At 34.7% G+C, this 26898-nt stretch carries 31 protein-coding genes; 1 reads left to right on the top strand and 30 read right to left on the bottom strand.

Annotation, left to right across the window (positions count from 1 at the left end; all coding sequences use genetic code 11):
- Positions 1-100: 100 nt before the first annotated feature.
- The 26 genes from scpB to PRVXT_RS05700 form a co-directional block, all read right to left on the bottom strand.
- Positions 101-607, bottom strand: coding sequence for an SMC-Scp complex subunit ScpB (scpB, locus tag PRVXT_RS05825; RefSeq protein WP_350344726.1), 507 nt, complete (start codon positions 605-607; stop codon positions 101-103).
- Positions 574-1332: a segregation and condensation protein A gene (locus tag PRVXT_RS05820; protein ID WP_350344725.1), complete on the bottom strand. Its 759-nt coding sequence runs from the start codon at positions 1330-1332 to the stop codon at positions 574-576. Before PRVXT_RS05820 ends, scpB begins: the two co-directional genes overlap by 34 nt.
- An 11-nt stretch (positions 1333-1343) precedes the next feature.
- Positions 1344-1994, bottom strand: coding sequence for a site-2 protease family protein (locus PRVXT_RS05815; RefSeq protein WP_350344724.1), 651 nt, complete (start codon positions 1992-1994; stop codon positions 1344-1346).
- A gap of 2 nt (positions 1995-1996) precedes the next feature.
- Positions 1997-4627, bottom strand: a complete 2631-nt coding sequence (locus tag PRVXT_RS05810; RefSeq protein WP_350344723.1) for a CBS domain-containing protein — start codon at positions 4625-4627, stop codon at positions 1997-1999.
- Positions 4628-4817: 190 nt separating this feature from the next.
- The gene (locus tag PRVXT_RS05805; RefSeq protein ID WP_350344722.1) at positions 4818-5792 is read right to left on the bottom strand and encodes an acyl-CoA dehydratase activase; all 975 of its coding nucleotides are present in this window, start codon (positions 5790-5792) and stop codon (positions 4818-4820) included.
- A complete protein-coding gene (locus tag PRVXT_RS05800) occupies positions 5774-6883 on the bottom strand; it encodes a CoA protein activase (protein WP_350344721.1) in 1110 nt (369 codons plus the stop codon). Before PRVXT_RS05800 ends, PRVXT_RS05805 begins: the two co-directional genes overlap by 19 nt.
- Entirely contained in the window at positions 6874-7788 is a 915-nt protein-coding gene (locus PRVXT_RS05795; protein WP_350344720.1) for an acyl-CoA dehydratase activase-related protein, read from the bottom strand. Before PRVXT_RS05795 ends, PRVXT_RS05800 begins: the two co-directional genes overlap by 10 nt.
- On the bottom strand, positions 7778-8359 hold the full coding sequence (locus tag PRVXT_RS05790) for a stage V sporulation protein AE (RefSeq protein ID WP_350344719.1): 582 nt from the start codon (positions 8357-8359) through the stop codon (positions 7778-7780). Before PRVXT_RS05790 ends, PRVXT_RS05795 begins: the two co-directional genes overlap by 11 nt.
- Positions 8360-8621: 262 nt before the next feature.
- Positions 8622-8972: a stage V sporulation protein AE gene (spoVAE, locus tag PRVXT_RS05785; protein WP_350344718.1), complete on the bottom strand. Its 351-nt coding sequence runs from the start codon at positions 8970-8972 to the stop codon at positions 8622-8624.
- Positions 8973-9980, bottom strand: a complete 1008-nt coding sequence (gene spoVAD, locus PRVXT_RS05780; protein ID WP_350344717.1) for a stage V sporulation protein AD — start codon at positions 9978-9980, stop codon at positions 8973-8975. It abuts the gene before it with no gap.
- A 13-nt stretch (positions 9981-9993) separates the two neighbouring features.
- On the bottom strand, positions 9994-10449 hold the full coding sequence (gene spoVAC / locus PRVXT_RS05775) for a stage V sporulation protein AC (RefSeq protein WP_350344716.1): 456 nt from the start codon (positions 10447-10449) through the stop codon (positions 9994-9996).
- A gap of 69 nt (positions 10450-10518) precedes the next feature.
- The gene (locus PRVXT_RS05770; protein ID WP_350344715.1) at positions 10519-10731 is read right to left on the bottom strand and encodes a dodecin family protein; all 213 of its coding nucleotides are present in this window, start codon (positions 10729-10731) and stop codon (positions 10519-10521) included.
- Positions 10732-10747: 16 nt separating this feature from the next.
- On the bottom strand, positions 10748-11218 hold the full coding sequence (locus tag PRVXT_RS05765; protein ID WP_350344714.1) for a stage V sporulation protein AB: 471 nt from the start codon (positions 11216-11218) through the stop codon (positions 10748-10750).
- Positions 11169-11780, bottom strand: coding sequence for a stage V sporulation protein AA (locus PRVXT_RS05760; protein ID WP_350344713.1), 612 nt, complete (start codon positions 11778-11780; stop codon positions 11169-11171). Before PRVXT_RS05760 ends, PRVXT_RS05765 begins: the two co-directional genes overlap by 50 nt.
- Positions 11774-11935 (bottom strand): hypothetical protein, encoded by a 162-nt coding sequence (locus PRVXT_RS05755; RefSeq protein ID WP_350344712.1) that lies wholly within the window; start codon positions 11933-11935, stop codon positions 11774-11776. Before PRVXT_RS05755 ends, PRVXT_RS05760 begins: the two co-directional genes overlap by 7 nt.
- A gap of 85 nt (positions 11936-12020) precedes the next feature.
- Positions 12021-12770, bottom strand: a complete 750-nt coding sequence (locus PRVXT_RS05750; protein ID WP_350344711.1) for a sigma-70 family RNA polymerase sigma factor — start codon at positions 12768-12770, stop codon at positions 12021-12023.
- Between the two features lie 12 nt (positions 12771-12782).
- A complete protein-coding gene (gene spoIIAB, locus PRVXT_RS05745; protein ID WP_350345120.1) occupies positions 12783-13205 on the bottom strand; it encodes an anti-sigma F factor in 423 nt (140 codons plus the stop codon).
- Between the two features lie 12 nt (positions 13206-13217).
- The gene (locus PRVXT_RS05740; RefSeq protein WP_350344710.1) at positions 13218-13565 is read right to left on the bottom strand and encodes an STAS domain-containing protein; all 348 of its coding nucleotides are present in this window, start codon (positions 13563-13565) and stop codon (positions 13218-13220) included.
- Between the two features lie 108 nt (positions 13566-13673).
- Complete coding sequence (locus tag PRVXT_RS05735; protein WP_350344709.1) at positions 13674-14822, bottom strand: D-alanyl-D-alanine carboxypeptidase family protein; 1149 nt, start codon at positions 14820-14822, stop codon at positions 13674-13676.
- 217 nt (positions 14823-15039) lie between these two features.
- Positions 15040-16362 (bottom strand): pyrimidine-nucleoside phosphorylase, encoded by a 1323-nt coding sequence (locus PRVXT_RS05730; protein ID WP_350344708.1) that lies wholly within the window; start codon positions 16360-16362, stop codon positions 15040-15042.
- Complete coding sequence (locus PRVXT_RS05725) at positions 16362-17186, bottom strand: purine-nucleoside phosphorylase (RefSeq protein WP_350344707.1); 825 nt, start codon at positions 17184-17186, stop codon at positions 16362-16364. The genes PRVXT_RS05730 and PRVXT_RS05725 overlap by 1 nt, the downstream gene beginning before the upstream one ends.
- 11 nt (positions 17187-17197) lie before the next feature.
- Positions 17198-18016: a purine-nucleoside phosphorylase gene (locus PRVXT_RS05720; protein ID WP_350344706.1), complete on the bottom strand. Its 819-nt coding sequence runs from the start codon at positions 18014-18016 to the stop codon at positions 17198-17200.
- Between the two features lie 13 nt (positions 18017-18029).
- Positions 18030-19184, bottom strand: coding sequence for a phosphopentomutase (locus tag PRVXT_RS05715; protein WP_350345119.1), 1155 nt, complete (start codon positions 19182-19184; stop codon positions 18030-18032).
- A gap of 65 nt (positions 19185-19249) precedes the next feature.
- Positions 19250-20137, bottom strand: coding sequence for a site-specific tyrosine recombinase XerD (gene xerD, locus PRVXT_RS05710; protein WP_350344705.1), 888 nt, complete (start codon positions 20135-20137; stop codon positions 19250-19252).
- Between the two features lie 20 nt (positions 20138-20157).
- Positions 20158-21351 carry a carboxylate--amine ligase gene (locus PRVXT_RS05705; RefSeq protein ID WP_350344704.1) on the bottom strand — a complete coding sequence of 398 codons (1194 nt, stop codon included), beginning with the start codon at positions 21349-21351 and terminating at the stop codon, positions 20158-20160.
- Between the two features lie 94 nt (positions 21352-21445).
- The gene (locus PRVXT_RS05700) at positions 21446-21640 is read right to left on the bottom strand and encodes a hypothetical protein (protein ID WP_350344703.1); all 195 of its coding nucleotides are present in this window, start codon (positions 21638-21640) and stop codon (positions 21446-21448) included.
- A gap of 133 nt (positions 21641-21773) precedes the next feature.
- Here PRVXT_RS05700 and PRVXT_RS05695 point away from each other — a divergent pair, with 133 nt between their 5' ends.
- Positions 21774-22334 (top strand): rubrerythrin family protein, encoded by a 561-nt coding sequence (locus PRVXT_RS05695; protein WP_350344702.1) that lies wholly within the window; start codon positions 21774-21776, stop codon positions 22332-22334.
- A gap of 145 nt (positions 22335-22479) precedes the next feature.
- Here PRVXT_RS05695 and ald read toward each other — a convergent pair whose 3' ends face one another.
- The 4 genes from ald to PRVXT_RS05675 all read right to left on the bottom strand — a co-directional run bounded on the left by ald (position 22480) and on the right by PRVXT_RS05675 (position 26828).
- A complete protein-coding gene (ald, locus tag PRVXT_RS05690) occupies positions 22480-23598 on the bottom strand; it encodes an alanine dehydrogenase (protein WP_350344701.1) in 1119 nt (372 codons plus the stop codon).
- Between the two features lie 194 nt (positions 23599-23792).
- A complete protein-coding gene (spoIIM, locus tag PRVXT_RS05685) occupies positions 23793-24422 on the bottom strand; it encodes a stage II sporulation protein M (protein WP_350344700.1) in 630 nt (209 codons plus the stop codon).
- A 269-nt stretch (positions 24423-24691) separates the two neighbouring features.
- Positions 24692-25741 (bottom strand): DUF3866 family protein, encoded by a 1050-nt coding sequence (locus PRVXT_RS05680; RefSeq protein ID WP_350344699.1) that lies wholly within the window; start codon positions 25739-25741, stop codon positions 24692-24694.
- Positions 25734-26828 (bottom strand): M20/M25/M40 family metallo-hydrolase, encoded by a 1095-nt coding sequence (locus PRVXT_RS05675; RefSeq protein ID WP_350344698.1) that lies wholly within the window; start codon positions 26826-26828, stop codon positions 25734-25736. Before PRVXT_RS05675 ends, PRVXT_RS05680 begins: the two co-directional genes overlap by 8 nt.
- Positions 26829-26898 lie beyond the last annotated feature (70 nt).

Raw genomic sequence — 26898 nt, 5'->3', positions numbered from 1 at the left:
AAGCTATACCAGTTAACGGGAAAAAGGCTATCCATAGCATAGGATAGCCTTTTAATTTGAACTTTCTAATATTTTTTAATGTAAAACTTTATAAATATTTTCAAGACGGTGTTGGTAAATCCTCAAGATCCCCTAACCCAAACTGCTTTAAAAATGCTTCAGTAGTTCCGTAAAGGATGGGACGGCCAACACAATCTTTTCTCCCAACTTCTTCTATAAGTTCCCTTGACAACAAAGTAGAAATCGCTCTTTCGACCTTAACTCCCCTAACCTCCTCAACCTCTGCACGGGTAATTGGTTGCTTATAAGCTATTATAGCTAACGTCTCCAATGTAGCATTGGTTAAGTTATTATACTTAGGTTCTTTAAATAACTTTTTTATAAACTTATGATACTGGGGCTTAGAACACATTTGATATCCGCCAGCTACCTCTTTTATCATTATGCCGCCGCTGTTGTTTTTCTTTTCAATAATCTCGTCCATCAACTTATTTACCTGAAGTTGAGTTAACTCCAAGGCTTCTGCAATCTGGTCTATTGTAATTGGTTCTCCAGCTGCAAACAACAACGCCTCTAAGCAGTCGTAGATACTTCCCCTTCGTTCCAATTTTCATCCCCTCTTTTTCTTGCAGTAATAGTTATGTCGCCAAATGACTGGTACTGAGTAACTTTTATCATCTTTATCCTTATTAATTCTAAAATGGCTAGAAAAGTTAAAACTTTCTCTTCCCTAGACAAACAACCTAACATTAACCTTTGAAAACTTAAGTTATTATTTTTAGTTAGTTCCAACTTTATAAAACTCATCTTTTGCTCTATAGTTATTTTTTCTTTTTTTATTTCGTGAGATTTTGGTCGGTCTGGTATGGGAGACCTTTCTAAAGCTTTTTGAAATGCTGAGTACAAATTACTTAACGATAAATTAAGGGGTTCTTTACTATCCTTTAACACTTCCGGAGCTCTAGTATGAAAAGCATTCTGTTTAGCTGCCATCTGTTCTAAAACTTCAGCAACCTCTTTATACCTTTTGTATTCCAATAAACGACGAACTAATTGTTCCCGTGGATCTTCTACTTCTTCACTATCTGGCAATTTTTTTTTGCGATTTGGCAATAGTGAACGTCCTTTTATCTCTATTAAAGTTGCTGCTACAATAAGAAAGTCACTTACCCCTTCTAAATCAAGCTTTTCTAATCTTTCGACATATTTCAAATATTCATCGGTTATTTTAGAGATATTAATTTCACTTATATCCAGCTCTGCTTTTTCAACTAAGTGGAGTAATAAATCAAAGGGCCCTTCAAACTGTTCTAGTTTTACTTTAAACTCCATATACTCTCCTCCTATATAATGCCAAAAACAATAAACCTTAATATACCCTCTATAGTATCGGCTATTGGAATTAAAATCATAGGCAAAGTCCTTGTTACTAAGAGTAGTATTAAAATTAAAGGAGCATACGCTTCCACCTGTTGATATTGCATTCTTGCTTTTGGAGAAAGCATGCTAGATAAAATTTTAGATCCATCTAGTGGAGGTAAAGGTATGAGGTTAAATACCATGAAAAATAAATTCAATCTTGCTAACAACAACAAAAAATTAACTGATATCTGCATTACAGAAATTGCTGAAGGTGATAAAACTATAATTCCACTCATAGTTGCTATGATTCTTACTAAAACAAGTGATACAAAAGCGAGGGTAAGGTTTGCTAAAGGTCCAGCTAAAGAAACTTTAATTATTCCAGCATCTCTATTTCCCTTAAAATTAAAGGGATTTATAGGAACTGGTTTAGCCCAACCAAACCTAACTATAACTAGCATTATAAGACCAATTGGATCAACATGGTCTAAAGGATTTAAAGTAAGCCTTCCCTCTCGCTTTGCCGTAGGATCTCCTAATGAATAAGCCACTCTAGCATGGGCATATTCGTGTACTGTCATAGCTAATAAAACTGCCGGTAAAACATAAAGTATTCCATCTAAAAAACCCAAAATTATCTACCCCTTTCTTTTAGGTCCAAGCTTTTTATATAGTTCAATTCATCATCTTTTGTGTGTATTTCACCATTTAACTTTTGTTGTCTAAGCCTAGATATAATTTTACTATAAACTGGACCAGGTTTTATACCCATTTCTTTTAAGTCATTACCTGTAATTTCAACATCTACCTTATGTAACTCTTCTAAATACAAAAATATTCGATTTTTTAGCAAATCATTGTCTGCTATGGCCATCATGGCACAAAGAGAATGAACACTCAGGCCATTTAATGAATCATAAATTTCAGAAGGATCCAGGTGTTTATTAGATTTTAATTTTTCTATCCTCTCTAATCCTACATCAAAGAAGTTCCTAATAATTATCCTACTACCTTTATCTAAATTAAAGTCCTTAAGGATAATTTCAAAAACCTTTTTAGGATAGCTATTAATTATCACTAATAAATAAACCAAAATGAAATCTTTTTTTTCTAAAATCCCTTTTTCTTTTAAACATACAATTGAATCCATTGTATGTTTAAAATTTTGCTTTAGTTGTTGCGGGTTACTACATTTACCGAAAATATTATCTAAAACTCCTAATTCCAATGCTCTGATTAAAATAACCGATGGATTAGGTTCCAAAACAATAGCTTGAAATTCTTCAAAAATTCTAGTCCCGCTTAATTTTTGCATAACATTATTTTCTAAAGCATTAAGCAAAAATCCCATGGTAGAATCATCCATGTGAAATGAATATCTACTTTCAAACCTAAAAGCTCTAAAAATTCTAGTGGGATCCTCCACAAAACTTAGATTATATAATACTTTTATGCTACCTTGCTCTAAATCTTTACTTCCTTCAAAAAAGTCTAAAAAATCCCCAAATTTATCAGAATTTAACCTAAAAGCTAAAGTATTAATGGTAAAATCTCTTCGATACAGGTCGTGTTTTATTGTTGTTTCTTCCACTTCAGGCATTGCTGCCGGAAAGGGATAAAACTCCATCCTAGCTGTAGCAAAGTCGATTTTCATTCCATCTTTTAAGGTTATTGTTGCAGTTCCAAACTTTTGATACTCTTTTATTTGCCCACCTAAGTATTTAACTATTTTTCTGGCAAAAGAAATTGCATCTTGTTCCACCACAATATCTATGTCATGGTTAGGCACTCCTAGTAGTAAATCTCTAACAAATCCACCAACAGCATAAACTTTAAAGCCCTCTTTTTGAGCTTTTTGACCTATAAGCCACAACAGTCCTTGAATCTTTTTAGGAAGTCGCGTATTTATAACCTCCATTAAATTCTCACTTGGCTCTGCCATGCTATAGTCGCTAAAAGTATACAACGGTTTATGCCACCTAGGGGCTTGGCTACCATGTATCACTTTAAGAACGTCAGTCCGTGTTATTATTCCAATCATCTTTTTGCTATCATCCAATACCGGTAACCTTCCAATATCATATTGGGTAAGTTTCTGCCTTACTGTTTTGAGACTAGTTTTGGGTGAAGTAGTTATTACATTAGTTGACATAAACCCTTTAACTGGTGCATGGGTTAACTCATGATGTATAGCTTTATCAACATCTGTTCTTGATATAATCCCTAACAAATTATCATTCTCAACTACAGGCAACCCTGTATGACCATATCTTAGCATGATACGGCTTGCTTCTGAAATAGATACATCAGGACCAATAGTTTTAACAGGTTGAGCCATTACATCTGCTGCAGTTAATGGTGACGGCAACTTATTCAACAAAGCTATAAATTCTTGCCTTATTGCTGCCAAGTCCTTATCTTTAACTGTAGCTGCAGCAGATTGGGGATGGCCACCTCCCCCCATTTCTACAATAGGTTTAGAAATAGGTAAGTTTTCGTTAAAACTCCTGCCTATTATATGTATTCGGTCTATCATTTTTACTAACGTAAATACTGCATCTACATCCTCGATTTTACCTAGTTTATGGGTTAGCTCTCCAACTCCTCCAATAAATTCATCTAATGAAGCTGTGCACACCACAACATTCCAACCATTAAAATCTAAGTTCTCCATATTATCCATTAAGGTCTCTAATAAACTTTTTTGGTTCTCTGTCAATGGCTTAGATATAAATTGACTTATAAAAGATAGCTTAGCACCTTTTTCCAGCAAAAAAGCTGCTGCCTTTAAATCCCTAGAAGTTGTTTGGGCAAAAGATAAATTTCCAGTGTCTTCATAAATGCCCAGTATCAAGGAAGTTGCTTCGAAAGAAGATATATCTACACCCTTTTCCATAAGCTCTTCTGTTAGTATAGTAACTGTAGCACCTACCTCCTCAACTCTCCACTGTGGCTTCTTCCCTTCTAATATAGGATGATGGTCATACACCATAATATCAACTTCTTTTTGTATAAGTCTAGATAAAGAACCTATTCTTTTAGCTGAGGCGGTATCAACAATTATTAATTTATCAATTTCTTTGTCATTTATATCAGAGGGTGCTTCAAATTTAAGAACATCTTTGTGTAAAGAGATATATTCTTTAACATTTCTTTTAACTTTCCCTGGCAATACCATTTTCGTGTTAGGATATAGTTTTGTGCATGCTATCATTGATGCAAGTCCATCAAAGTCTGTATTTACATGAGTGGTTACTATATTCACATGTACTACCTCCAAATTTATGTAACATCTAGCATATAAATTATAACACATTGCCAGTTGCCTTAAAAGCATTCTAATAAGCGAACTTTAATCAGCAAGAATTTTTCCTCAGCCGATTGTTTATTAATCATCCAATTAACTTGCGATAAACCAAAAGTCTAGCAATGCTTTATTACATTGCTAGACTTTTTTAACTACTTATTTTTTGTTGTTCTGTTGGCTGGTGATATTTTTGACACTTATCACCCCAACTCCCTACTATCAATCCATTTCTTTTTAGGTTAACAACTTCACAATTATTACCACAGTCGCTACAATTAAAAGACGATGGTGTAAAATCATCATCAATAGCTTCTAACCCAAAAAACTTAGATTTACTAGGACGCTGAATGTTAGCTAAATGAGCTGAACCAAAAGCCCCCATGACATCATAGTGAGTGGGAATTAATATCTTTTGTTCTAGTTCTTTTTCAAAAGCAGAAACAATTCCTGGGTTAGCTGCTACCCCTCCTTGAAACATAATGGGAGATTTTATTTCTTTACCCTTGCCTAAATTGTTTAAATAATTTCTCACTAAAGAAGTACAAAGGCCCGCCAATATATCAGCTATGCTATTTCCCAATTGCTGCTTATGAATCATATCAGATTCAGCAAATACAGAACATCGACCTGCTATCCTTAGTTCAGTGGTTGATTCTAATGCAATTTTCCCAAAATCTTCAATTGAAATTCCTAAACGTGCCGCCTGCTGATCTAAAAATGATCCTGTTCCTGCGGCGCAAACACTGTTCATGGCAAAATCTGTTACTATAGAATCGTCGAGTATAATTATTTTAGAATCCTGCCCTCCGATCTCAATTACAGTTTTAACATCTTTATCATGCTTTAAAGCTCCTACAGCATGGGTTGTTATCTCATTTTTTACAACATCAGCTCCCACCATAGCTGCAGCTAGTTTTCTTCCACTTCCAGTGGTGCCAACCGAAAGAACAGGATTATTTTTTATATATTTTTCTACTGCTTCAAAGCCTTTTTTAACTGCTTGAATAGGCTTTCCTTGTGTTCTTATATATTCTTTAGCTAACAGGTTCTGCTTTTCATCTAACACCACTATGTTGGTTGATACTGAACCAACATCTATACCTATTATGACCCCATTACCCATAAGGCTTCACCTCTTTCGTTTTGTAATTTCTTTTGATAAATCAAATCAACAAAAGCTTCTAGCCTTGTATCAATACCAGCTTGAGCTGAGTGTTCATCCATTGATAGAGTTAGTACTGGAATTTTTTTGTCTTTTGATACTTTGGTTATTATCCCTTGAGCAAGGATTTCTGGAGTACAAGTAAATGGATATACCTGTATCACCCCATCAAAACCTTGTTGGCTCGCTTGTACAGTCTGTGCAACAGTTTCTTGACCATGGCCCCCTACCATTTGACTCAAATAAGATTTTGCTGTTTTTTCAGTTTCTTTTTCTTTAAGTATAGGTATTATATCCTTAACTACATGGCCATCAAACCATTCACCTAAGTATATAGTTCTTTGAACTTCAACACCTAGTGCTGCTAACTTTTTTTCTATATATAAATTAGCTGCCGGTTCACAAACCAAATATATTTCTCCCAACAGTTTTATTTTCACCTTAGGTGTGACTTTTTGAAATTTATACAACTTATCTGCGTAATGTTGATATATTTCCTTCAATGATTTAACTTCCCTTACTGGCTCCACTTTTTGTACGAACTCATTAAATAGTTTAAAACTTTTAATCTCTCCTACTTCTTTTGGTGCAGTTTCTAAAACTAACTTATGCATTTTATCTATGTACTTCTGTTTGGTCAAAACTATGTAAACATATTTCATTACAGTGTGCCAAGGTGTTTTCTTTTTTAAACTTTTGATAGTATGATAAGCTTGTTTAGGATGTCTACTAGGCGGTTCTATAATAAATGAATCAAACTTGTAGCCCATCTGTGTCAAAGCACCTTTTTGTAAATATCCATAGTAACCAAACCGGCACGGCCCAACTCCTCCTGCCATAAGTATACTATCCGCCCCACTATCTAAAGCTTCAATAAAACTTCCTGTAGTTATTTTAAGGGGAAAACAGGCTAACTCAGGTGAGTTTTTTGTGCCTAATGATATAGTTTTTTCTGTAATATCTGGTGGCTTAATAACATCATGCCCCATCCATTTCAGAAGATTACCTATAGCTACATGGCTGGTTCCAAACCTTGGGAAGGTTATGCCCATATTTTTTCCCTCCTTAAAGTTAAAAGATCCATAAAAGCTTCCAGACGCGTTATAAGCCCAGCTTCAGCGCTGTGCTCATCTAATGTCAAATATAATATAGGGATTTGTTTCCTTTTTTTATAATGTTGTTCAATTATTTCAGTTATAAATGAGTGAGGACCACATCCAAAAGACGTGACTACTATTATCCCTTGTACTTCTCCTTTTTCCATTGAGCTTATTGCTGCTGCCGCTATCTGTTCTCCATAGCTCCAAAAAAGCGGTTTAGGAAGCAAATCTCTTCCCATGTTAAGTTCATTTTCTGTATAGTCCTCAACAGTTTTTACATTGGCATATTTTTTAGTTTTTTCTAAAATTGCCAAATTCAACCCTGGGTCATATATATTATAGCTATGACCTAGCACAGCAATATTTAGTTCTTTACCCATTAGTTTAGGTTTATTTCTTTTTTCAGGTTTAACTTTAAAAAGGGCTTCTTTTACTTTAAACGGTTGAATTTTCAACTCCTTACCTAAATCCATACAAAACTTCTTAATACCATTTTTAGTTCTTAAATCTATTGTAGGAGAGATCAACGGTGGCAAATGAGGCATTAAGCTTGTACAATACTCTGGCAAACCTAAAAATTTAGGACAAATATACTTATTTCTTTCAATGGAAACAACCCTAGGCATAAATATTGCGTCTGCTCCATTATTTGCCAGATAATCTAAATGCCCTAGCCCTGCCTTAACAGGCAGGCATGCTTCGTCAATTGAAAAACTGTTTCCCTTTTTTATTAAACTTTTACTTGTAGGAGGAGAAACTAATAAGTTTACCTCTAATAAATCAAAAAAACTTTCAAGTTTTTCTGCTACATTATAATACAGGAGAGTTCTTGGAACCCCTATTAACTTACTTTTCATACTTACCTCCTAAATCTTTTTTACTATTAAGCTTTATAATTTCCTCGATAGCTTTTATTGTTACAGGGACCCCTTCGTGAATTGAGTCCTGGCCACACATTTTACCAATATCACCTATTCCAATTATGTTTTTAATCCCTAAACTCTCCAAATTTTCTACTGTATCACCATAAATCTTATCATCTGCAAGCTCTATTCCTTCCTTATCCACTCCTAAAGACACAAAGTCACCAGTCATTGTAATTGATTTATCAGGCTTTATCGGTTCTACTGCAGGGCTATTGGATGCTACTGCCAGAGCACCTATTATTTCTATACCATCCTGGGTTGTCAAATACTCTGTGACTCTCTCACCCTTTCCCTGCCCAGCTTGGCCTCTATCATCAACCATAACTATAACTGTGGAGCCCTTACTTTGTTCTATTAGTTCTTTTATTTCACTACCCCTGAGTTCTGTAGGGTTGCCAGCTGAAGCTGATATACATCTTAGTTCTAATTTCTGCGCTGCTAATTCTACACAGGATTTGGCTACTGTATCACCATCGGTTACTAAAATCACTCTTTTTGTCAATTAACTGCCTCCCAAAATTGAATAATCTGTATACGTTTGCAAAACTTTACAACACTTGACATAACAACTTTTTATAATTTCCTAATATTATTTGAAACAATAGCAAAGTTAAATTTTTTATAAAATAGCAATTTTCCATTTTTAATAAAACTGGTTGCTTATATTTCGAAAATATAAAGACATTATAGAATTAATTAGTTCAACTAATATAAACTTAAATTCTCATAAATAATATTGGATATTATATCCATAAAGGTGCCTTTTATCCCTTTGCATCAAAAAACAATGCAAAAAAGAAAGCAAAAATAATAGCTGATGTGATACCAGTACTAGTTAACTCAAACATACCAGTTAACACACCTACTATGCCTGTACTAGCTGCTTCAGACATTGCACCTTGTGCTAATGAATTGCCAAAAGAAGATATAGGAATACTAGCCCCAGCGCCAGCAAAGTCAATGAAAGCTGGGTATATCCCTAAACCACCAAGGATTCCACCTGCTACGACAAATCCAGATAAAATGTGCGCAGGTGTAAAAGGAGTTAAATCCAATAATAGTTGCCCAATTACGCATATTGCGCCACCAACTAAAAAAGCAATTAAATATTCCATTTACATGTCCTCCTTTTTCTCAATAATTACACCATGAGCGATGGTTGGAATAGAGTTCCCTTGCTGATAGGAGGTGGGGCTATGCAGGGAGCCTGTTGCCACTATAATGATTTTCTTATACTCATTTTGTTTTAAATAATATCCTAAAGTCATTAATGCTGAACAAGAGCATCCACTGCCTCCTGAGAGAGCTGAAGGGTCATCTCCATAAATTTCAGCACCACAGTCCATATAATTAGTTCCTAAAAAATATCCTCCTTCATTCAATAAATCCTTTAAAATTTTGCTTCCAACTTGACCCAAATCACCTGTTAATATTAAATCAAAATCTTCAGGGTTTTGGTTTGTATCATCAAAAATATTTTTTAAAGTATCAGCAGCAGAAGGAGCCATAGCACTGCCCATATCATATGGGTCTTTAATTCCCTTATCATAAACTTTGCCTACAGTAAAATGAGTAATAGACGGTCCTTTTTTCTTAACTTCCAGCACTGTACTACCAGCTCCGGTCACGGTGTGTTGAGCATACCCAGGTACTTGACCTCCATATTCTGTTGGAAACCTATATTGTCTTTCTACAGCAGCATAATGACTGGAAGTGGCTGTAACTACTCTTTCACCACATCCCGACTCTAGGAAAATAGAACCGACTATAAGGCCCTCTACAAAGGTGGAGCATGCTCCAAACAAACCTAGAAAAGGGATACTCAATTCAGCAGCAGTAAAATTTGACGTAATAATTTGGTTCAATAGATCCCCAGCTATAAATACATCCACATCATTGTTGGTAAACTTTTTACAATCAAGAGCTTTTTCAATTGCATCTTTCATTAATTTTTTTTCTGCTTTTTCAAAGCTTTTCTCTCCGCATGTTAGCTCTGAATATGATAAATCAAAATGTTTACCATAGGGCCCTTTTTTCTCTTTTGGTCCAGTTACAGTAGCAGAAGATACGATATTTATCGAAGAATCAAGTTTATAAGTATATTTGCCTATTTTTTTTGCCATAGAGAGTCTCCTCCTATAAAATAGCTGAAATTAGCCCAATAATAAATGCAGTAACTACACCAAAAACAATAACAGACCCCGCTAATGAAAACATTTTTCCCCCAACACCAAGCACAAAACCTTCTTTCTTAAATTCTAATGCTGAACTTACCATAGAGTTTGCAAAACCTGTTACAGGAACAGCAGTACCAGCTCCAGCAAATTTGGCAATTCTATCAAAAAATCCGAGGGCAGTAAGTAAGCCTGCCAAAAAAATTATAGTTGCAACAGTAGGATTAGCAGCGTCTTGTTGAGAAAAACCAAAAACATTAACATAAAAATTTTGTATAGCTTGACCTATAGCACAAATAAGTCCTCCAACCCAAAATGCGTTAACACTATTTTTTAGTAACGGAGTTTTGGGGTGTTGGCTTTTTGCATATTGAGCAAAGGTTTGCTTTTTTTGTTTGTTTTTTTTGTTTTTTGACATAAGCCCTCCTTTATTATTTCGGATTTAAAGAAAGTTAGCGCCAAAGCAAAGTTGGCGCTAAGCTATAACCTACCTATCGATCACCGGAAATGCCACCTTAACATTTGCTTTATATTCTACTAATTTACCATTTTCCACCCTAGCAGTTAGGTTTAATACTTCCACTCCAGAAATTCCATCTATACTCTTTGCCGATTTTGCCACTGCATTTTGAATGGCATCCTCCCAGCTTTTGGGGGATTCGCCTACAAGTTCTATTACTTTTGTAACTGTGTCTATCATTTTAATCCTCCTAAATTTATTGTATTTGAGGTAGCAACCAATAAAGAAGTGAACCTATTGTTTTCCCCAAAATTAGAGCAACCAATAAGGCTCTAACATAGGATATTAACCCTAGTCTAAGGGCTATTATTGGTAAAACATTGAGCACTTCAGTTAAAGCAGCAGTTAACATCCCAACAAAAACACCCATAAGTAGCCCTAAAAAAATAGCGATAAAGCTAGGCAGGAACATCTCTAAATCCAAAACAGTTACTAAGGTGCCCATTACAGCGCCAAAAGTTATTGCTGTTTCTAAGACTACTTTTTGCTTTATTCTTAGAAGCTGTGCTAATCTTGGAATTACATCTAATACAGTTAAGAAAGCTGCTAAAGAAGTACCCACTATAACTCCACTTGAAATACCAATAAACCCAAAGATTAAATGCTGACTTATGATACTAATCATCTTTTTTTGTGCTTGCTTCTTTAGTGAGGTACTTATTGACATTCTGATTGTACAAAAACATCTCTACCTCTAAAGGACTAGGCTCCTGCCTTTTTTTAATCTTCCCAATATGGTTAAAAAATATAACCATACCTAAACCTATACCTAAAGAGTAAGGTATCTGCAAAAGTAACGGATGGGGCTCATTCTCCCCAGTCAACAAATGAAATATTTGTCTATGAACAAGGGGCATACTTACATCAGCATGAAAACTCATGATTGCAAGTCCAGAGCCTATAAATATAATCAACCAAGCCACAACTAAAGCTATTATATGCCTTCCCTTTAGGCCTTTGATTTTTTTAGAAACCACCTCTACAATAATTCCGTCTTTTCCTAATAAATCAAAATGCAGATCTGGATACTCCACAATTAATTGTTGTATTATATCTAAAGCAGATATAATTTTTATACCTGAGGTACTTGTGTTTATTTCGATTGGAAACTTTAAAAGTTCTTCTTTCTTTTTCGACTCAGCCATAACTATATCTGCTATATCTTCAAGGTATACTGTCTGATTTTTTACAACGGTTATTCTTTCCTTGTAATGTATATATACTAGCACCGATAAATCACCAAACTTTCATATAGGCTAACTCTTTTTACATCATTAGGCAAATCTTCTTCTGAGGGGCTGGTTCTATAAAAATAAAACAAAAAGGTTAAAGCTAAAACTAAAAAAATTGAGATCATTATCCAGTACCATCTACTTATTAACACCTAATTCACCTCCCAATATTTTTAGTATTCCTTAAAAACAAAAAAGGTATAACATCAGCAAAAAATCGCTGGTTATACCTTTAATCTATTGAGCAAAATCTTTTAGTTTTTTTATTATTTTTTTTTCTAGCCTGGATACTTGAACTTGTGTCATATCTAAAGTCTGTGCTATTTGGCTTTGGGATTTTTCTTTAAAATATCTTAAAATAATTACTTTTCTTTCTAACTCATTTAAAGATGTTAAAATTTCTTTTAAAAAGAGCTTATTGTCAAACTTTTTAGCAAACTGATTATCTTTAAGTTGATCCTTTAAGAAAAAACCTTCTTCCTCACCAACAGGTTGCTCCAAAGACTGAATAGGTTGAAGGGCGTCTAACGCCACCACCACTTCTTCTACTGATAACTCCATATGCTTTGCAATTTCACTGACCTGTGGGGTTCTTTTTAGTTTTTGTGTTAGTTCTTCTTGTGTTTTTTTCACCAGTTGTGATTGACTCATTTGCTTCCTGCTAATTTTTATAGGGTTGTTATCCCTAAAATACATCTTAATTTCACCTATAATTTTTGGAAAGGCATAGGTGGAAAAACTAACATTCTGCTTAAAGTCAAAAGAGTCAATAGCCTTTAATAACCCAATACAGCCAATTTGAAATAAGTCATCAGTGTCATAGACTCCCCTATACCTTTCTACCACTTTACCAACAAGTCTTAAGTTATGATTTATCAGTTTTTCCCTTGCCACTTCATCTCCTTTTTCATACCGTTCAAATAACTTCTCTACTTCTGTTTTTGAAAGTAGAGGATACTGGTTAGCTCTGTTAATATTCCAGTGCATATTAACAACCCCTTACTTCTCAGTAGTTGAGGGAACAATCTTTTTACGCATAGTGATTTGAGTTCCAGATCCGGTTTTAGATAAAATTTCTACCTCATCCATAAAATTTTCAATTATCGTAAACCCCATACCTGATCTCTCCAACTCTGGTTTAGATGTAAATAAAGGTTCCCTTGCCTTTTCCACATCTTCTATACCCCGCCCAGTATCCTTTACTTTTATTTCTACTGTATTAGCAGTTATTTTTGCTGAAATATATAACTCACCCATTTCATTTTCATACCCATGAATAATAGCATTTGTCACCGCTTCAGAAACTGCGGTTTTGATATCATTTATTTCCTCCACAGTTGGGTCTAGCTGAGAGGCAAAACTTGCTATAGTTACCCTTGCAAAAGACTCATTTTTTGATAAGCTTGGTATTTTTAACTCCATATAGTTTTCCAACTAATATTCCTCCTTTACTGCACTTTTAGCTGAGTTTAAGTCAGGATAGCACTTTATTATTTTGTCCACTCCTGACAAGTTAATTACTTTTTTTATGTTTGGTCGCAAACCACTGAGAATTAAATTGCAGTCTTTAGCACTTAACTCTTTGTACCTACCTAAGATTACACCAAGACCAGAGCTATCCATAAATTTTAGTTTTTCACAGTCAATTATTAAGTTAGATGCTAGGTCTTTCTCAATTTCTTTTTTCAGTTTTTCTCTAACTTTCCCTCCAGTATGATGGTCCAATTCTCCATCAACAACGGCAATAATACAGTTGTTCTCATAAATAAATTTTATATTCAACTTTCTCCCCCCATGTTATCTTGTTAAAAATACATTTCGCCAAAAACTATTTTTTTCCTGCTAATTAACATTCTCTTTAACAAAAAAGACTTGCTTTAAAAGCAAGTCTTATCTAACAGTACGCAAAAGTTCTTTTAAAGATCTTCCAAACAGTTGCATTGTGCCAGCTTCATCAACTTCTTTTTCTACAGTTAGATCAATTTTTTCTATCACAGTGCCATCCCTTAAAACTTCTATAACCCCCACTTTTTCCCCTTTAGCTATAGGTGCGTCTATCCGCTTAGGTACATTTATTGAGGTGGTAATTTCACCTTCTTGCTTTTTGTCTAAAAGCACAGATATTTTTTCTTCTGTTTTGAGGTCTACTTCAGTAACACTTCCTTTTTCTACCTCAACTGTTTTGATCACTTCACCTTGCTCATAGATATTTTGGGTTTTATAATTCGCAAAACCATAATTCAGTAACTGGTTAGTTTCTTTCAACCTTTGATCCGGTGAAGGAGATTTTAAAATTATAGCCAAAAATCTTGTATCTTCACGTAATGCCGTTGCCGATATACAATATCCTGCTTCTGTTGTCCACCCTGTTTTAAGTCCATCAGCCCCGGGATAATTTGTCAAAAATTTTAAGTTTGTATTAGATAGGTAAACATCTCCTAAAAATTCTGTATCCCATTGAACTGTTGCCCATTCATGTACTTTGGGATATTTTAATAGTTCCCTTGACATTAGAGCTACATCATATGCCGTGCTTAAATTTTCTTTTTCATCAATGGGTAATCCTGATGGATTTAAAAACTCTGTGTTTTTCATACCTAGTTGATTAGCTCTTGTATTCATGTCATCAACGAAACCTTCTACACTGGTAGATACATGTTCTGCGACTGCTACTGAAGCATCGTTTGCGGAACCAGCAGCAACAGCAATTAATAAATCTTCAAAAGAAATCTCTTGTCCTTTTTCCAAAAATATTTGAGAGCCACCCATTTCTGAAGCTCTTTGACTTGCGACAACTGTATCTTCAAGACTAACCCTACCCTCTTCAATAGCTTCCATAGCTAACAATAAAGTCATAACTTTTGTAATTGATGCTATGGGAAACTGCTGATGTGCTTCATGTTCAAAAACTACTTTCCCTGTTGTAGGCTCCATTAACAAAGCTGCTTCACATTCCAACTCAAACTCCTGACTTGAAGCAACTTGGGTTCCACTAAAACAAAGAAAAACTATCAGAACACCACTTAAAATTTTCCTCATAAAAAATTTGCCTCCTATACTCAATATCACTATTATATTTCCTCAATTTATTTAAAAAAATCCATGAAAAATTATTTAAATAAAGTGGACCATAATCAGTCAAAGTTTGCACCCCTCCCCTGCTGTTTTTTAGTTCAACCAATATGTAACTGTTGAGTTTTGAGGCGATGTATAAAAAAATCCCCCCTAACTCTTATACCGTTAGAGAGGAATTATGCTATTTTTTTATACCTTCTTTAGTTACAACTCCATAAATCAATGGCTCTTTTTCCACTTTGGTAGGAGTAACGTGAAAGCTATCGATAGTTCTTTTTTCAATATTTGAGTTTAATTTGTCTTCATTAGAATAAATTGTAGCTATATGTTCACCTTTTTTAATTCTATCTCCTTGCTTTTTATGAACTTTTATACCAACACTGTGATCAATAGAGTCAGTTATAACTGCTCGTCCTGCTCCCAACATCATGGCTATTTTACCCAGTTCTTCTGCTTCAATTTTTGATATATACCCTTCTGCAGGGCTTTCTAATTGATGCTTATATTGGGCTACAGGTAACAAGTCATAGTTATCGACAACCCTAGAATTTCCACCTTGCCCTGCAATAAATTCTTTCATCTTATCTAATGATTTTCCCTTTTCTATAACTTCTCTTACTTCATTCTCTGCTAATTTATTGTTATCAAAAATCTTTGCAATTACCAGCATATGCCCTGCTACAGTAATACAGAGATCAGTTAAGTCTTTTGGCCCCCTCCCCTTTAAAGTTTCAAATGCTTCAATAACTTCAAGGGAATTTCCAATAGCTTCACCTAAAGGTTGGTTCATGTTGGTCACTAGAGCAATGGTTTCTTTATCCAAGTGATTTCCAATGTCAACCATTTCTTCCGCCAACTTAAATGAGTCGTCAATTGACTTCATAAAAGCACCGTCACCTGTTTTAACATCTAGCACTATTCCATCAGCTCCAGCGGCCAGCTTTTTGCTCATTATAGAACTTGCAATTAAAGGGACGCTATCAACTGTCGCTGTCACATCTCTTAAGCTATACAGTTTACCATCAGCAGGAGCTAGTTTAGCAGTTTGACCCATAACAGCTACTTTATTTTTATTTACCTTTTCTATAAACTCTTTGCTTGTAAGGTTAATATTAAACCCCTCAATAGATTCTAGTTTATCTAGAGTGCCTCCTGTATGACCTAACCCCCTACCAGACATTTTAGCAAAAGGTGCGCCAAAATATGCAATAATAGGAGCAATAATCAAACTAACGGTATCACCAACTCCGCCAGTAGAATGCTTATCTACTTTAATCCCCTCTATTTTAGAAAAATCTATTTTATCGCCAGAGTTTATAATACTTTCAGTCAAGTCCGCAGTTTCTCTAGAGGTCATCCCTTGAAAAAAAACGGCCATAGCGAATGCGGAAATTTGGTAGTCAGGAATTTCTCCGTTATTATAGCCTGATATTAAAAATTCAATCTCAGCCTTGGTTAACTCTAACCCTTGCCTTTTTTTATAAATTATATCATAAGCACGCACTATATCTTCACCTCCTTTAGCCAACCTTTAACAAGATCAATAAATTTTGGTCTTGTTTCAGTTGCTATTTTAACTACTTGTTCATGGGTCGGGGGATGTAAATTATCGGGTATAGCCATATCTGTTATACAGGATATCCCCAACACTTTTAACCCTAAATAATTGGCAACTATAACTTCAGGTACAGTTGACATGCCAACAGTATCAGCCCCTAAAGTAATTAACATTTTTAACTCTGCCTTCGTTGAATAACTAGGGCCAGTTATAGGTGCATAAACACCTTTTTGTATGTTAACTCCTTGGCTATCAGCAACTTTCTCTAAAAGTTTTATAAAATCTTTATTGTATGCCTCGGACATATCCGGGAATCTTGGCCCAAGCTGTTCAAAGTTAGAACCTATTAACGGGTTAGTCCAATAGGTGTTAATATGATCTTCGATAACCATCAAATCTCCAGCAGAAAATTTTTCACTTAACCCCCCACATGCATTAGTTGCTACTAGTACTTGAATCCCAAGTTCTTTCATTACATAAACAGGAAATGTAACTTCTTGCATTGTATAACCTTCATAGTAGTGAAATCTTCCTTGTAAGGCAACAACAACCTTCCCTTCAAGCTTCCCAATTATTAACTGTCCAGCATGGCCCTCAACAGTTGATTGAGGAAAGTAAGGAATATCAGTATATTTTATTTTAACAGAGTTTTGAATTTCATCAGCTAACTTTCCTAACCCAGATCCTAATATTAGTCCCACTTCAGGAGTATAGTTGGTTTTAGATTTAATAAATCTCCCCGCTTCACTTATTCTTTCTAATAAATTCATAGTACCCCTCCTTACATTTGATTTAAAATTTCTTTTACCAACTTAATAAAATCTTTTCTTACTTTTTGAGTAACTTCAATCACCTCTTTGTGATCAAGTTTTACATCTAATATTCCTGCAGCCATATTAGTTATGCATGATATGCCCAAAACCTCCATACCACAATGAACGGCAACTGTTACTTCAGGAACTGTTGACATGCCAGCTGCATCTGCACCTAATTTGCGACACATTTTAATTTCTGAAGGCGTTTCATAATTTGGACCTGAAAAGCCTGCATAAACGCCCTTTCTGAGGTTAATATCTAGCTTCTGAGCTGCATCGTCAGCTATTTTTTTGAGCTCAGGATTGTATGCTTGTGACATATCAGGAAACCTAGGTCCTAGGTGATCTAAATTTTTTCCAATTAGCGGGTTGCTTCCTGTTAGGTTAATATGATCTTCAATTAGCATAAGTTGTCCTACTTTAAAATCCTTATTAACCCCACCAGCTGCATTAGTAATTATAACTTTTTCGGTTCCCAAAAGGCGCATAACTCTAACAGGTAATGTAAGTTCTTGTTGTCTGTAACCTTCATAAAAATGGAACCTTCCCTGCATTGCAATTACATTTTTTCCTCCTAACCGACCTAAAACTAATTGCCCCGCATGTCCACTAACTGTAGAAACAGGAAAGTTGGGAATTTCTGAGTAAGGAATTTTTACCGATTCCTCTATTTCCTCCGCTAGTACTCCTAGCCCAGACCCTAAGATCAGCCCGACTTCAGGAACAAAATCAATCTTATCAGCTATAAATTGTTTTGCTTGTTGTAACTTCACCATTTCCTCCATAACATCATCTCCCTTAATCTAATATACTATTTCCAGAGAAATCTTTTTCTAAAGAAAAAATTTCTGATAGCGTTTGAGCGACATCTGTAAATCCTTCTCTAACTCCTAGATCCTTAGGAACATGATTTTTTCCATATACCAGCAACGGTGCATATTCCCTTGTATGATCTGTTCCTTGATGGGTGGGATCACATCCGTGATCAGCAGTTAAAATTAGCAAATCATCTTCCTTAAGATATGCAATAAGGTCATTAATCATTCCATCAGCCTCTTCTAAAGCTTTTGCATATCCTTTCACATCATTTCTATGTCCATACAACATATCAAAGTCAACTAAGTTTAACATGATTAGCCCACTGTTGTTTTCTTTAATTTTGTCTAAGGTTATTTCTAATCCTTCAGAATTAGATTTTGATTTATAGGATTTAGTTATCCCCAACCCAGCATAAATGTCATTTATCTTACCTATTCCTATAACTTCTTTTCCATGACTTTGAAGGGTCTGTAAAACAGTCTCTTCAGGTGGCACCAAAGAATAATCCTTTCTATTTGCTGTCCTTTGAAACTCTCCATTTTTCCCGATAAAGGGTCTTGCTATAACCCTCCCAACGCCATGTTTACCCTGAAGCATTTTACGAGCAATAGCACACATATCATAAAGTTTCTCTAAAGGAATAACCTCTTCATGAGCTGCTATTTGAAAAACACTGTCTGCGGAAGTATAAACAATAGGATAGCCTGTTTTCTGATGCTCAGCCCCTAATTCTTCGATAATTTTTGTTCCTGAAGCCACTTTATTTCCTAAGGTCTTTGTCCCTATTTTTTCTTCAAACTCTCCTATAATCTCTTGCGGAAAACCATCAGGGTACACAGGGAATGGATGCTTCAACACTACACCAGCCATCTCCCAATGCCCTGTAGTTGTGTCTTTACCAGGAGACTTTTCATCCATTTTTCCATAAGATGCTAATGGATGCTTTTGTTCTTTAACTCCTTGTATAGGATGGATGTTTCCTAGCCCTAGTTTCTCTAGCGTGGGTACATTTAGACCTCCAACTTCTTTCGCAATATTAGCTAGAGTATTTGCCCCCTCATCATTGTATTGATCAGCGTCAGGTAAAGCTCCAATACCAACGCTATCCAGCACTATTAATATTGCCCTATTTATTTTCTTCATATTTTTTCCTCCTTTTAGGTTTGTAGACGTCTTACATCTTCTTATAAAAAAAGAGACTAAGCTCTAGGGTGAAATTCTTTATGCACTTGCTTTAGTCTCTTTTGTGTAACATGGGTATAAACTTGAGTTGTTGAAATGTCTGCATGACCCAACATTTCTTGCACCGAACGAAGGTCTGCACCATTTTCCAAAAGGTGAGTTGCAAAAGAATGTCGCAAAGTATGGGGTGTTATATCAGCATGTATATCCCCTTGTTTAGAATACTTTTTTAATATTTTCCAAAAGCCTTGTCGTGTTAACCTATTGCCATGAAAGTTAACAAAAAGTGCTTGTTGGTTTATATTCTTTATAAGCTTCCCCCTTGAATTCTCTATGTACATCTTTAAATATTCTATTGACAGCTTACCAAGGGGCACTATTCTCTCTTTAGATCCTTTCCCAAAACATTTTAAAAAACCTAAGTCTAAATTTACATCATTTATATCAAGGGCAATCATTTCAGATACCCTCAACCCTGTGGCATACAATAGCTCCAGCATTGCCTTATCTCGAATTCCAGATTTATCATTCAAATCTGGTTGATTAAGAAGAGTTTCAACTTCTTCTGTAGAGATAACCTTAGGCAGTTTTTTATCTATCTTTGGTGAATCTAGATCAGAAGCAGGGTCTTTTTGTAACAAGTTCTCAAAGTTCAAATAACTAAAAAAAGATCTAATTGAAGCTAAGTTTCTTGAAACAGTAGACGAAGCCATCCCCAAGGTTTGAAGTTCTAAAAGATAACTTATGATTTGCTGCCTCGTTATATCTTTCCAACATGAGAAACCTTGTTTATTTAAAAAAGTCATAAACTTGTTTAAATCCCTTTTATAGCTTTCTAAAGTATTGTCTGCTAAGCCTCTTTCCACCTTTAGATAATCTAAATAATCAGCTACTTGTTCTTTCATTATACCCCCCCTATACTAATTTACTTTTTTATTTTGTTAATAACCTTTTTAAAAATCTTCTGACTAAACTTTATAAAAGGAATAGGATCTTTAACACTCCATATTGCATAGGCTTTCCTGTGTTTTAAAGAAACCAATATGTCTTTTAAAGATAGTTGACCTGTTTTTAGATAATTCCTTATAGCCAAAATATCTTCATATGCATACCAAAAGTGAACATTTGTATCATCTTTTATTGCCTTAGGTTTTAGTGGTTCCCCCACCAAATCTTTGTACATAATATAAGGCATATTTAAGTCAATTTTTTGTAGCAATACGTCAAAGTTTGTTAATCGAACATTTACTTCTATTAGATAAAAATCTTTGCTTTCTTCATCTTTTTTAAATTCAATTTCTGCAAAACCTCTGTAGCCAATTTCTTTTAAAAAGCTTGCTCCAATATCGTAAAGTTCTGGAAAATATTTTTGACCTGTGTAAACAGAAGCCCCATAATTTATGGGATACTGTCTCTTTTTTTGACATGTTGTATAGTGAGAAACTTCTCCACTGGTATCTATATAGCAATCGAATGTATGCATATTACTATCAGGACCTGGAATTATTCTCTGAACAAACGCTTCAATCCCTTTTTCTTCAACTTTTTTAATCGCTTCATCTAGTTCTTCTTTATTATTTGCTATAAACATTTTTTGTCTAAAGGTTTCAACAAATTGATGGGAGTTTGCAGGTTTAAGTAAACAAGGGTACCCAAACTTTTTTTCAACTTCTCTTAATATATCATTATCTTTAAGCCAAATTATTTCTGGCACCTTAACATCATGTTCTCTTGCTATATCATGTAATGAATCTTTATTTAAAAGGTTGACAGTTAACCCCTTTTCTATAGGTGGTAGTAAATAATATTTTAGAAGTTCATCTCTAAACTCATCTATAACTTCCACATAGGGGTCGGCACATGGTATCAGAACAGGTTTAGAATGTTCTTCCTTTGCAAAATCTATAAGACCTTCAATAAATTCATTTTTTTTGTATTTATAATGAGGTAATATTAACTCTTCCGAGCAATATTTAGAAGATAAGGCATAGGCATCCTTTTTGTTATAATCAACACCAATAACTTTAATTCCTTTTTTTCCTAAAGCCCGCATTGCATTTAATGCTATGTAATAATTAGAACCTAGAATAACTGCACTATTTTTTTTGTCTGTATCCAACTTAAATCTCTCCTTACTTTCAACACCCTAACTACATAATACACCTTTATAATATTCAATGTCAAAAAGATATTTCCTGCTTTAAACAGAAACATTAATAACCTATTGTGTAAAATTTTTGCAAGTGTATAATCACTCTTAAAATCAAACTATCGTTATCAACAATAGTCATAACACTTTGTGTCGCTACTGGATTATAAAGATAGACTATCATGTTGACACAAATAAAAAAAATAGCTAACATGTTCCAAAAAATTCTTGTTGATACCTTTACGCAAATAACTTTCATTTTTACCATCCCCCCTATAATATATATTATCCTATTAAAATTTATGTTTTAAAAACATTTTCATTCTAAGGTTGAATAAGTAATCGTTTAAAAGGGGAAAATTAAATAAATATGTAAAAGAGGTGACTAACAAATGGTAAAAGATGATAACATGACTGCCGCCAATTTACGCTCAGCATTCGCCGGTGAAAGTCAGGCTTATATGAGATATAGTTTCTGGGGCCAAGTAGCAGGAAAGGATGGGTTCCCAAATGTAGCAACCTTGTTTGAAGCAGTGGCAAACTCTGAAAAAATCCATGCTCAAAATCATTTTAATGTTCACAAAAATATACACGGTGACCAACTAGTTCCGGCAATGGGTGGTTTTGGATCAGCTAGCACTTCAGAAAACCTTAAAGCTGCACGGGAAGGAGAACTTTGGGAGGTCGATCAAATGTATGCAACATTTATCCCTACTGCTGAACAACAAAAAGAAAACGAAGCTAAACGTTCTTTTCATTGGGCAAGGGAAGTAGAAAAGGGCCATGCAGACTTATTTTTAGAAGCTAAAAACAAGGTTGACGAGAAAAAAGATTACCAACATTCTTCAGTTTATGTTTGCGGTGTATGCGGTCATACTCATCCTGGCAATCCTAAAGAAAAATGTCCAGTTTGTGGCGCACCTGAAAACAAGTACAAAAAATATGGAAACTAAGTGAAAGGAGGGCTGGCCTCCTTTCTTTGTTTGTATAAAGGACTGTATTTTTTCTTTGTGGCTCATGTTACTCATAATAATCCTAATTATAAACACCACATGTAATGAAAAACCACTCCAATATTTATCGGAGTGGTTTCAATTATTAGTTTATCGCTTCTTCTAAAGAAGTATATGGTAAGTCTAAGCCATCGGCAACAGGCTTATATACAAGTTTTCCATTAACAACATTAACTCCTGGAACTAACCTTGCATCATCATCAATAGCTTTTCTCCAACCTTTGCTTGCAATAGCAACAGCATAAGGCATAGTAACATTTGTTAGCGCTATTGTCGAAGTTCTTGGAACAGCTCCAGGCATATTAGCAACTGAATAGTGAACAACACCATCAACTACATAAGTTGGATTTGCATGAGTTGTAACTCTATCGATGGTTTCAATAGAACCACCTTGGTCTATAGCAACGTCAACTATAACAGAACCCTCTTTCATCTGACTAACCATTTCTTTAGTTACCAACTTAGGGGCTTTTGCTCCCGGAATTAGCACTCCACCAATTAATAGATCAGACCTTTTAGCGCATTCTTCGATATTTAGAGGGTTAGACATTAATGTGTTAATGTTTCCATGGAAAATATCATCTAAATAACGTAACCTTTCAGCATCTATATCCAAAATAGTTACATTAGCTCCCATCCCATGAGCTATTTTAGCAGCATTAGTTCCTACTACACCGCCGCCAATAACTGTTACTTCAGCTGGTCTTACTCCAGGCACACCACCCATAAGTACTCCAGCGCCACCATTGGGTTTTTCTAAAAACCTTGATCCCATTTGGGTGGCCATTCTGCCCGCCACTTCACTCATAGGAGTTAGTAGCGGTAATGATCCATCAGCTTCTTCTACTGTCTCATAAGCAATTGCAACAACCTTTTTCTTCATCAAAGCTTCTGTTAATGGTTTTTCTGCAGCTAAGTGAAGGTAGGTAAATAAAATTTGATTTTCTTGGAATAATTCATATTCAGACTCAAGAGGTTCTTTAACTTTCATAATCATTTCTGCCTTAGTCCAAACTTCTTTAGCTGTTGGAAGTATTTTTGCTCCGGCTTTTTCATAATCTTCGTTTGTAAAACCACTTCCCAATCCGCCATTATTTTCAATAATAACTTCATGTCCAGCTTTAACCATACTCACTACACCAGCAGGAGTAATTGCAATTCTACTTTCATTTGGTTTAATCTCCTTAGGTACACCTACAAGCATCGGAATGCCCCCTTTTATGTATTATTTACTCCACTTTCAATAAGTGATAGTTCATGCAGACCTTTTTTGCCTGCTCAATATTAATATATTTGCAATTATTGTGCCAAATTTTATTGAGTTGAATTGGGCGTTCAGGGTTCTTATAGTGAATCCTTATGCACAGTATGCATAACTTTGCATGCATTGTTTTTCCTTTAAATCATCATCGGTACAATTAGTCTCAGTATGGATGGTGTAATATATGCTTCAATAACCGCTGCCGCTAGCATTACTAGCAAAGTTATTGCGCATAGTATACTATAGTTTCTAAGGTGGGGAAGGACATGTATATTTTTATTCTTAACAACCTTCATAATTAATACCCAAGAAAAAGATAAACTAGCCACAGAAGCAACCAATATACCAGGTAAAACAAGTATATTTTGAGGAAGTATAGCCAAAATCGAAAATACCATACCCCTGATGGAGGCTTGTTCAAATAGAAATGCTACTGTAAAACCTAACACCATTCCTCTGCTAAAAACCATAAAAACAACTATAGGTATTCCAATTATTGTAAGTCCGAGCAACCAACAAATGAGTATAAACTTAGCATTTGAAGTAAATGATTGCCATAAAAGTTCTCTTCTTTCTAAATCCGGTCTTTCTTCTAACACTTCAAAGTAAAAATGTAGTTCATCAGCTAATGGTTCTGAAAATTCATTAGGTAATCGATTAACCATTACTGCTCCAAACGCTATACCTAGTACTAAAATTAAAGTCAAAAAATAATATATAAAAGCATTTTCTTTTATATACCTGCTTATTAAATATTTTAACGGCATAGTTATCCCCTCCTCACTATACCAAAATTCTATGCTATTTCATTTTATAATATAACCATTTTATATTTTTTTATTTTTTATTTTTTTGTATATTTCGTTGTTGTTTGTAATAAGTATTAGTAAAAATTAAATAAGTTAAGGAGGAGGTTTTATGCATTATCACTCCGACAACAAAGGAATATATTTTCGAGGTAATTGTAAAGAGTTTCGTGTTTTCTTGAGGAATTTGGAAAACAAAGTAGGAACTTTGAAATTATGGCTTTCACACTCTAATAAAAGCTAGATACATATCTACCTAATGATGTAAGTCCATTAAAGAAATCCCGATTTTCATCATAACCCTTGCCCATGCTACTTAGGGGTATTTGGAACTCTTTGCTAATATCACTTATATTAACACCATTTGCGATATTCAAGTGGTGTTTTTTACTTATATTATGCTTTTTTATTTGAGATAATACAAATTTAGTTTTTTTTCTAGCCATTTTAGGTAGCACAATGTCAAATCTGCCATTACATAAATATCCAAAATTAGTTAGATAGTGATGGCTTAACCCACGATGTCTTTTGCGAGAATCTATAAAACTTAGTCGTATAGCTGGGTAGACAGTGCAACCTATGTTTTGTGCCAAGTCCGATAAATAACTCTGCTCTATACCTGTAAATCCGAATTGTGTGCCTGTACCTACAATGCCTGGACCCATGCTAACAACAATAACATCAGCATCATAAGCTATTTTCGCACCTTGTATTCCAGAAATAGGGTTTATAGCTTCTAAATCTCCACCAAAACTATGACCAGAAGTTATTACCCCCTCGATTAACTTATGTTTTTTTAGTAAGGTAACTGAGTTACTATGGGTTGCGCTTAAGGAGCCGCTATCAGTCATAACATAAGCTACCTTAACTTTAGCATTTAGCTTTTTTAATGATAACACTATTGGAGCTAACATGCTATGCAGTTCTGCTGTTATTACAATTGTTCCTTTTAAAGATATATAATCTAATTGTTTGCCTAATTGTTCTTCTATAGGATATGTTTTGAACTGTAATGGGGTATATCTAAGTTTCATGATATGCCCTTTACTCTTTTTCTTTTCTTTTTCAAAAGGATATTTAGCTATTACAAAATGGTACCCTCCAGTACCTAGCTTTAAATCAACAGCAGTTGTGTTGACTAAAACTTCATCCCCTTGCTTTACTTTTCCCGATAAAAAGGGGTAATTGTACCCCTTATCTCCTGAAGTAAATAATACAGTCTGTAAATTGACTTTCTCCTGAATAATATCCTTTATTACCTTTATCTCTTTGTTAACCACTTCTACTCTCCTTTTCAACTAGCTTTTCCACAAGTTTACTTGCCATGACTAAGTTTTCGACAGTTACAAATTCTTCTGTAGTATGTCCATTTGTCATTCCTACCGCAAGATTTAATGTGGGAATTCCTTTTTCGTTAAATACGTTGGCATCACTTCCCCCTCCCCTAGATTTCAACTCTAGTTTCCTACCCAACTCTCTCAGATTTCTTTCAAGATATTTTACTACTTCCTGCTCTTTATCTAAGTAAAAATCTTTATAAGCTATTTCTTTTTTAAATTCAACTTTCCCACCATATTTTTGAGCATTTTTATCAAATACTTCCTTAAATTCTTGTGCTATTTTCTTTGTTTTGCTAAAATCATGGCTTCTAACTTCACCTTTTAATTCGACTAATGGACATATTACGTTAGTCATTTCCCCACCTTTTATCACTCCAATATTGGCGGTGGTTTCCTCATCTATCTTTCCTAGGTCTAGTGCTGATATTATGTGACCAGCTATTTTTATGGCATCAACACCATCTTCTGGATTAACTCCGCTATGGGCTTCTTTGCCAATGATTTCTGCAGTAAAGTCAATCTCAGAGGGAGCTTTATTTATTGCTATCCCGACATCCCCCCCGCTATCAAAAACATAACCATATTTAGCGCCAATCCTATCTTTTTCAACTCTTTTGGCTCCATTTAACCCTACTTCTTCGCCATAAGTAAACACTACTACTAGAGATATTAAATCCTTATTTTTAGAAACTGCATGTTTAATGCCTGTTAATATGGCGGCAATTCCAGCTTTATCATCAGCCCCTAAAATAGTATTTCCATCGGTTTTTATTTGTCCTTTTTCTTCTATGATTTTAACCCCTTTATTAGATAAAACAGTATCCATATGGGAGCTTAGTAATATAGGTTCCCCTTCCCCATTCCTTTTTGCTATTATATTTACTGTACCCTCATGCTCTTCTAGTTCTACTTTAAAATTCAGCTCTTCCAACTTAGAAGTTAGTATCTTAGCCAACTCTCCTTCTTTAAAAGAAGGACTATCAATATTAACCAAGTCTTTAAATAAGTTTACAACATCATTTTCCATTATTAGACCTCCTGACATGAGTATATATTTCCCCTAAAAGAAAAATAAATACTTTAAAATCCCCAAACTA

Origin of the sequence: Proteinivorax tanatarense (genome assembly GCF_040267685.1) — a bacterium.
In the GTDB taxonomy this organism is placed as follows: domain Bacteria; phylum Bacillota; class Proteinivoracia; order Proteinivoracales; family Proteinivoracaceae; genus Proteinivorax; species Proteinivorax tanatarense.
The sequence above is the reverse complement of the archived record's forward strand: the minus strand, read 5'-3'. Positions and strand labels throughout refer to the sequence as shown.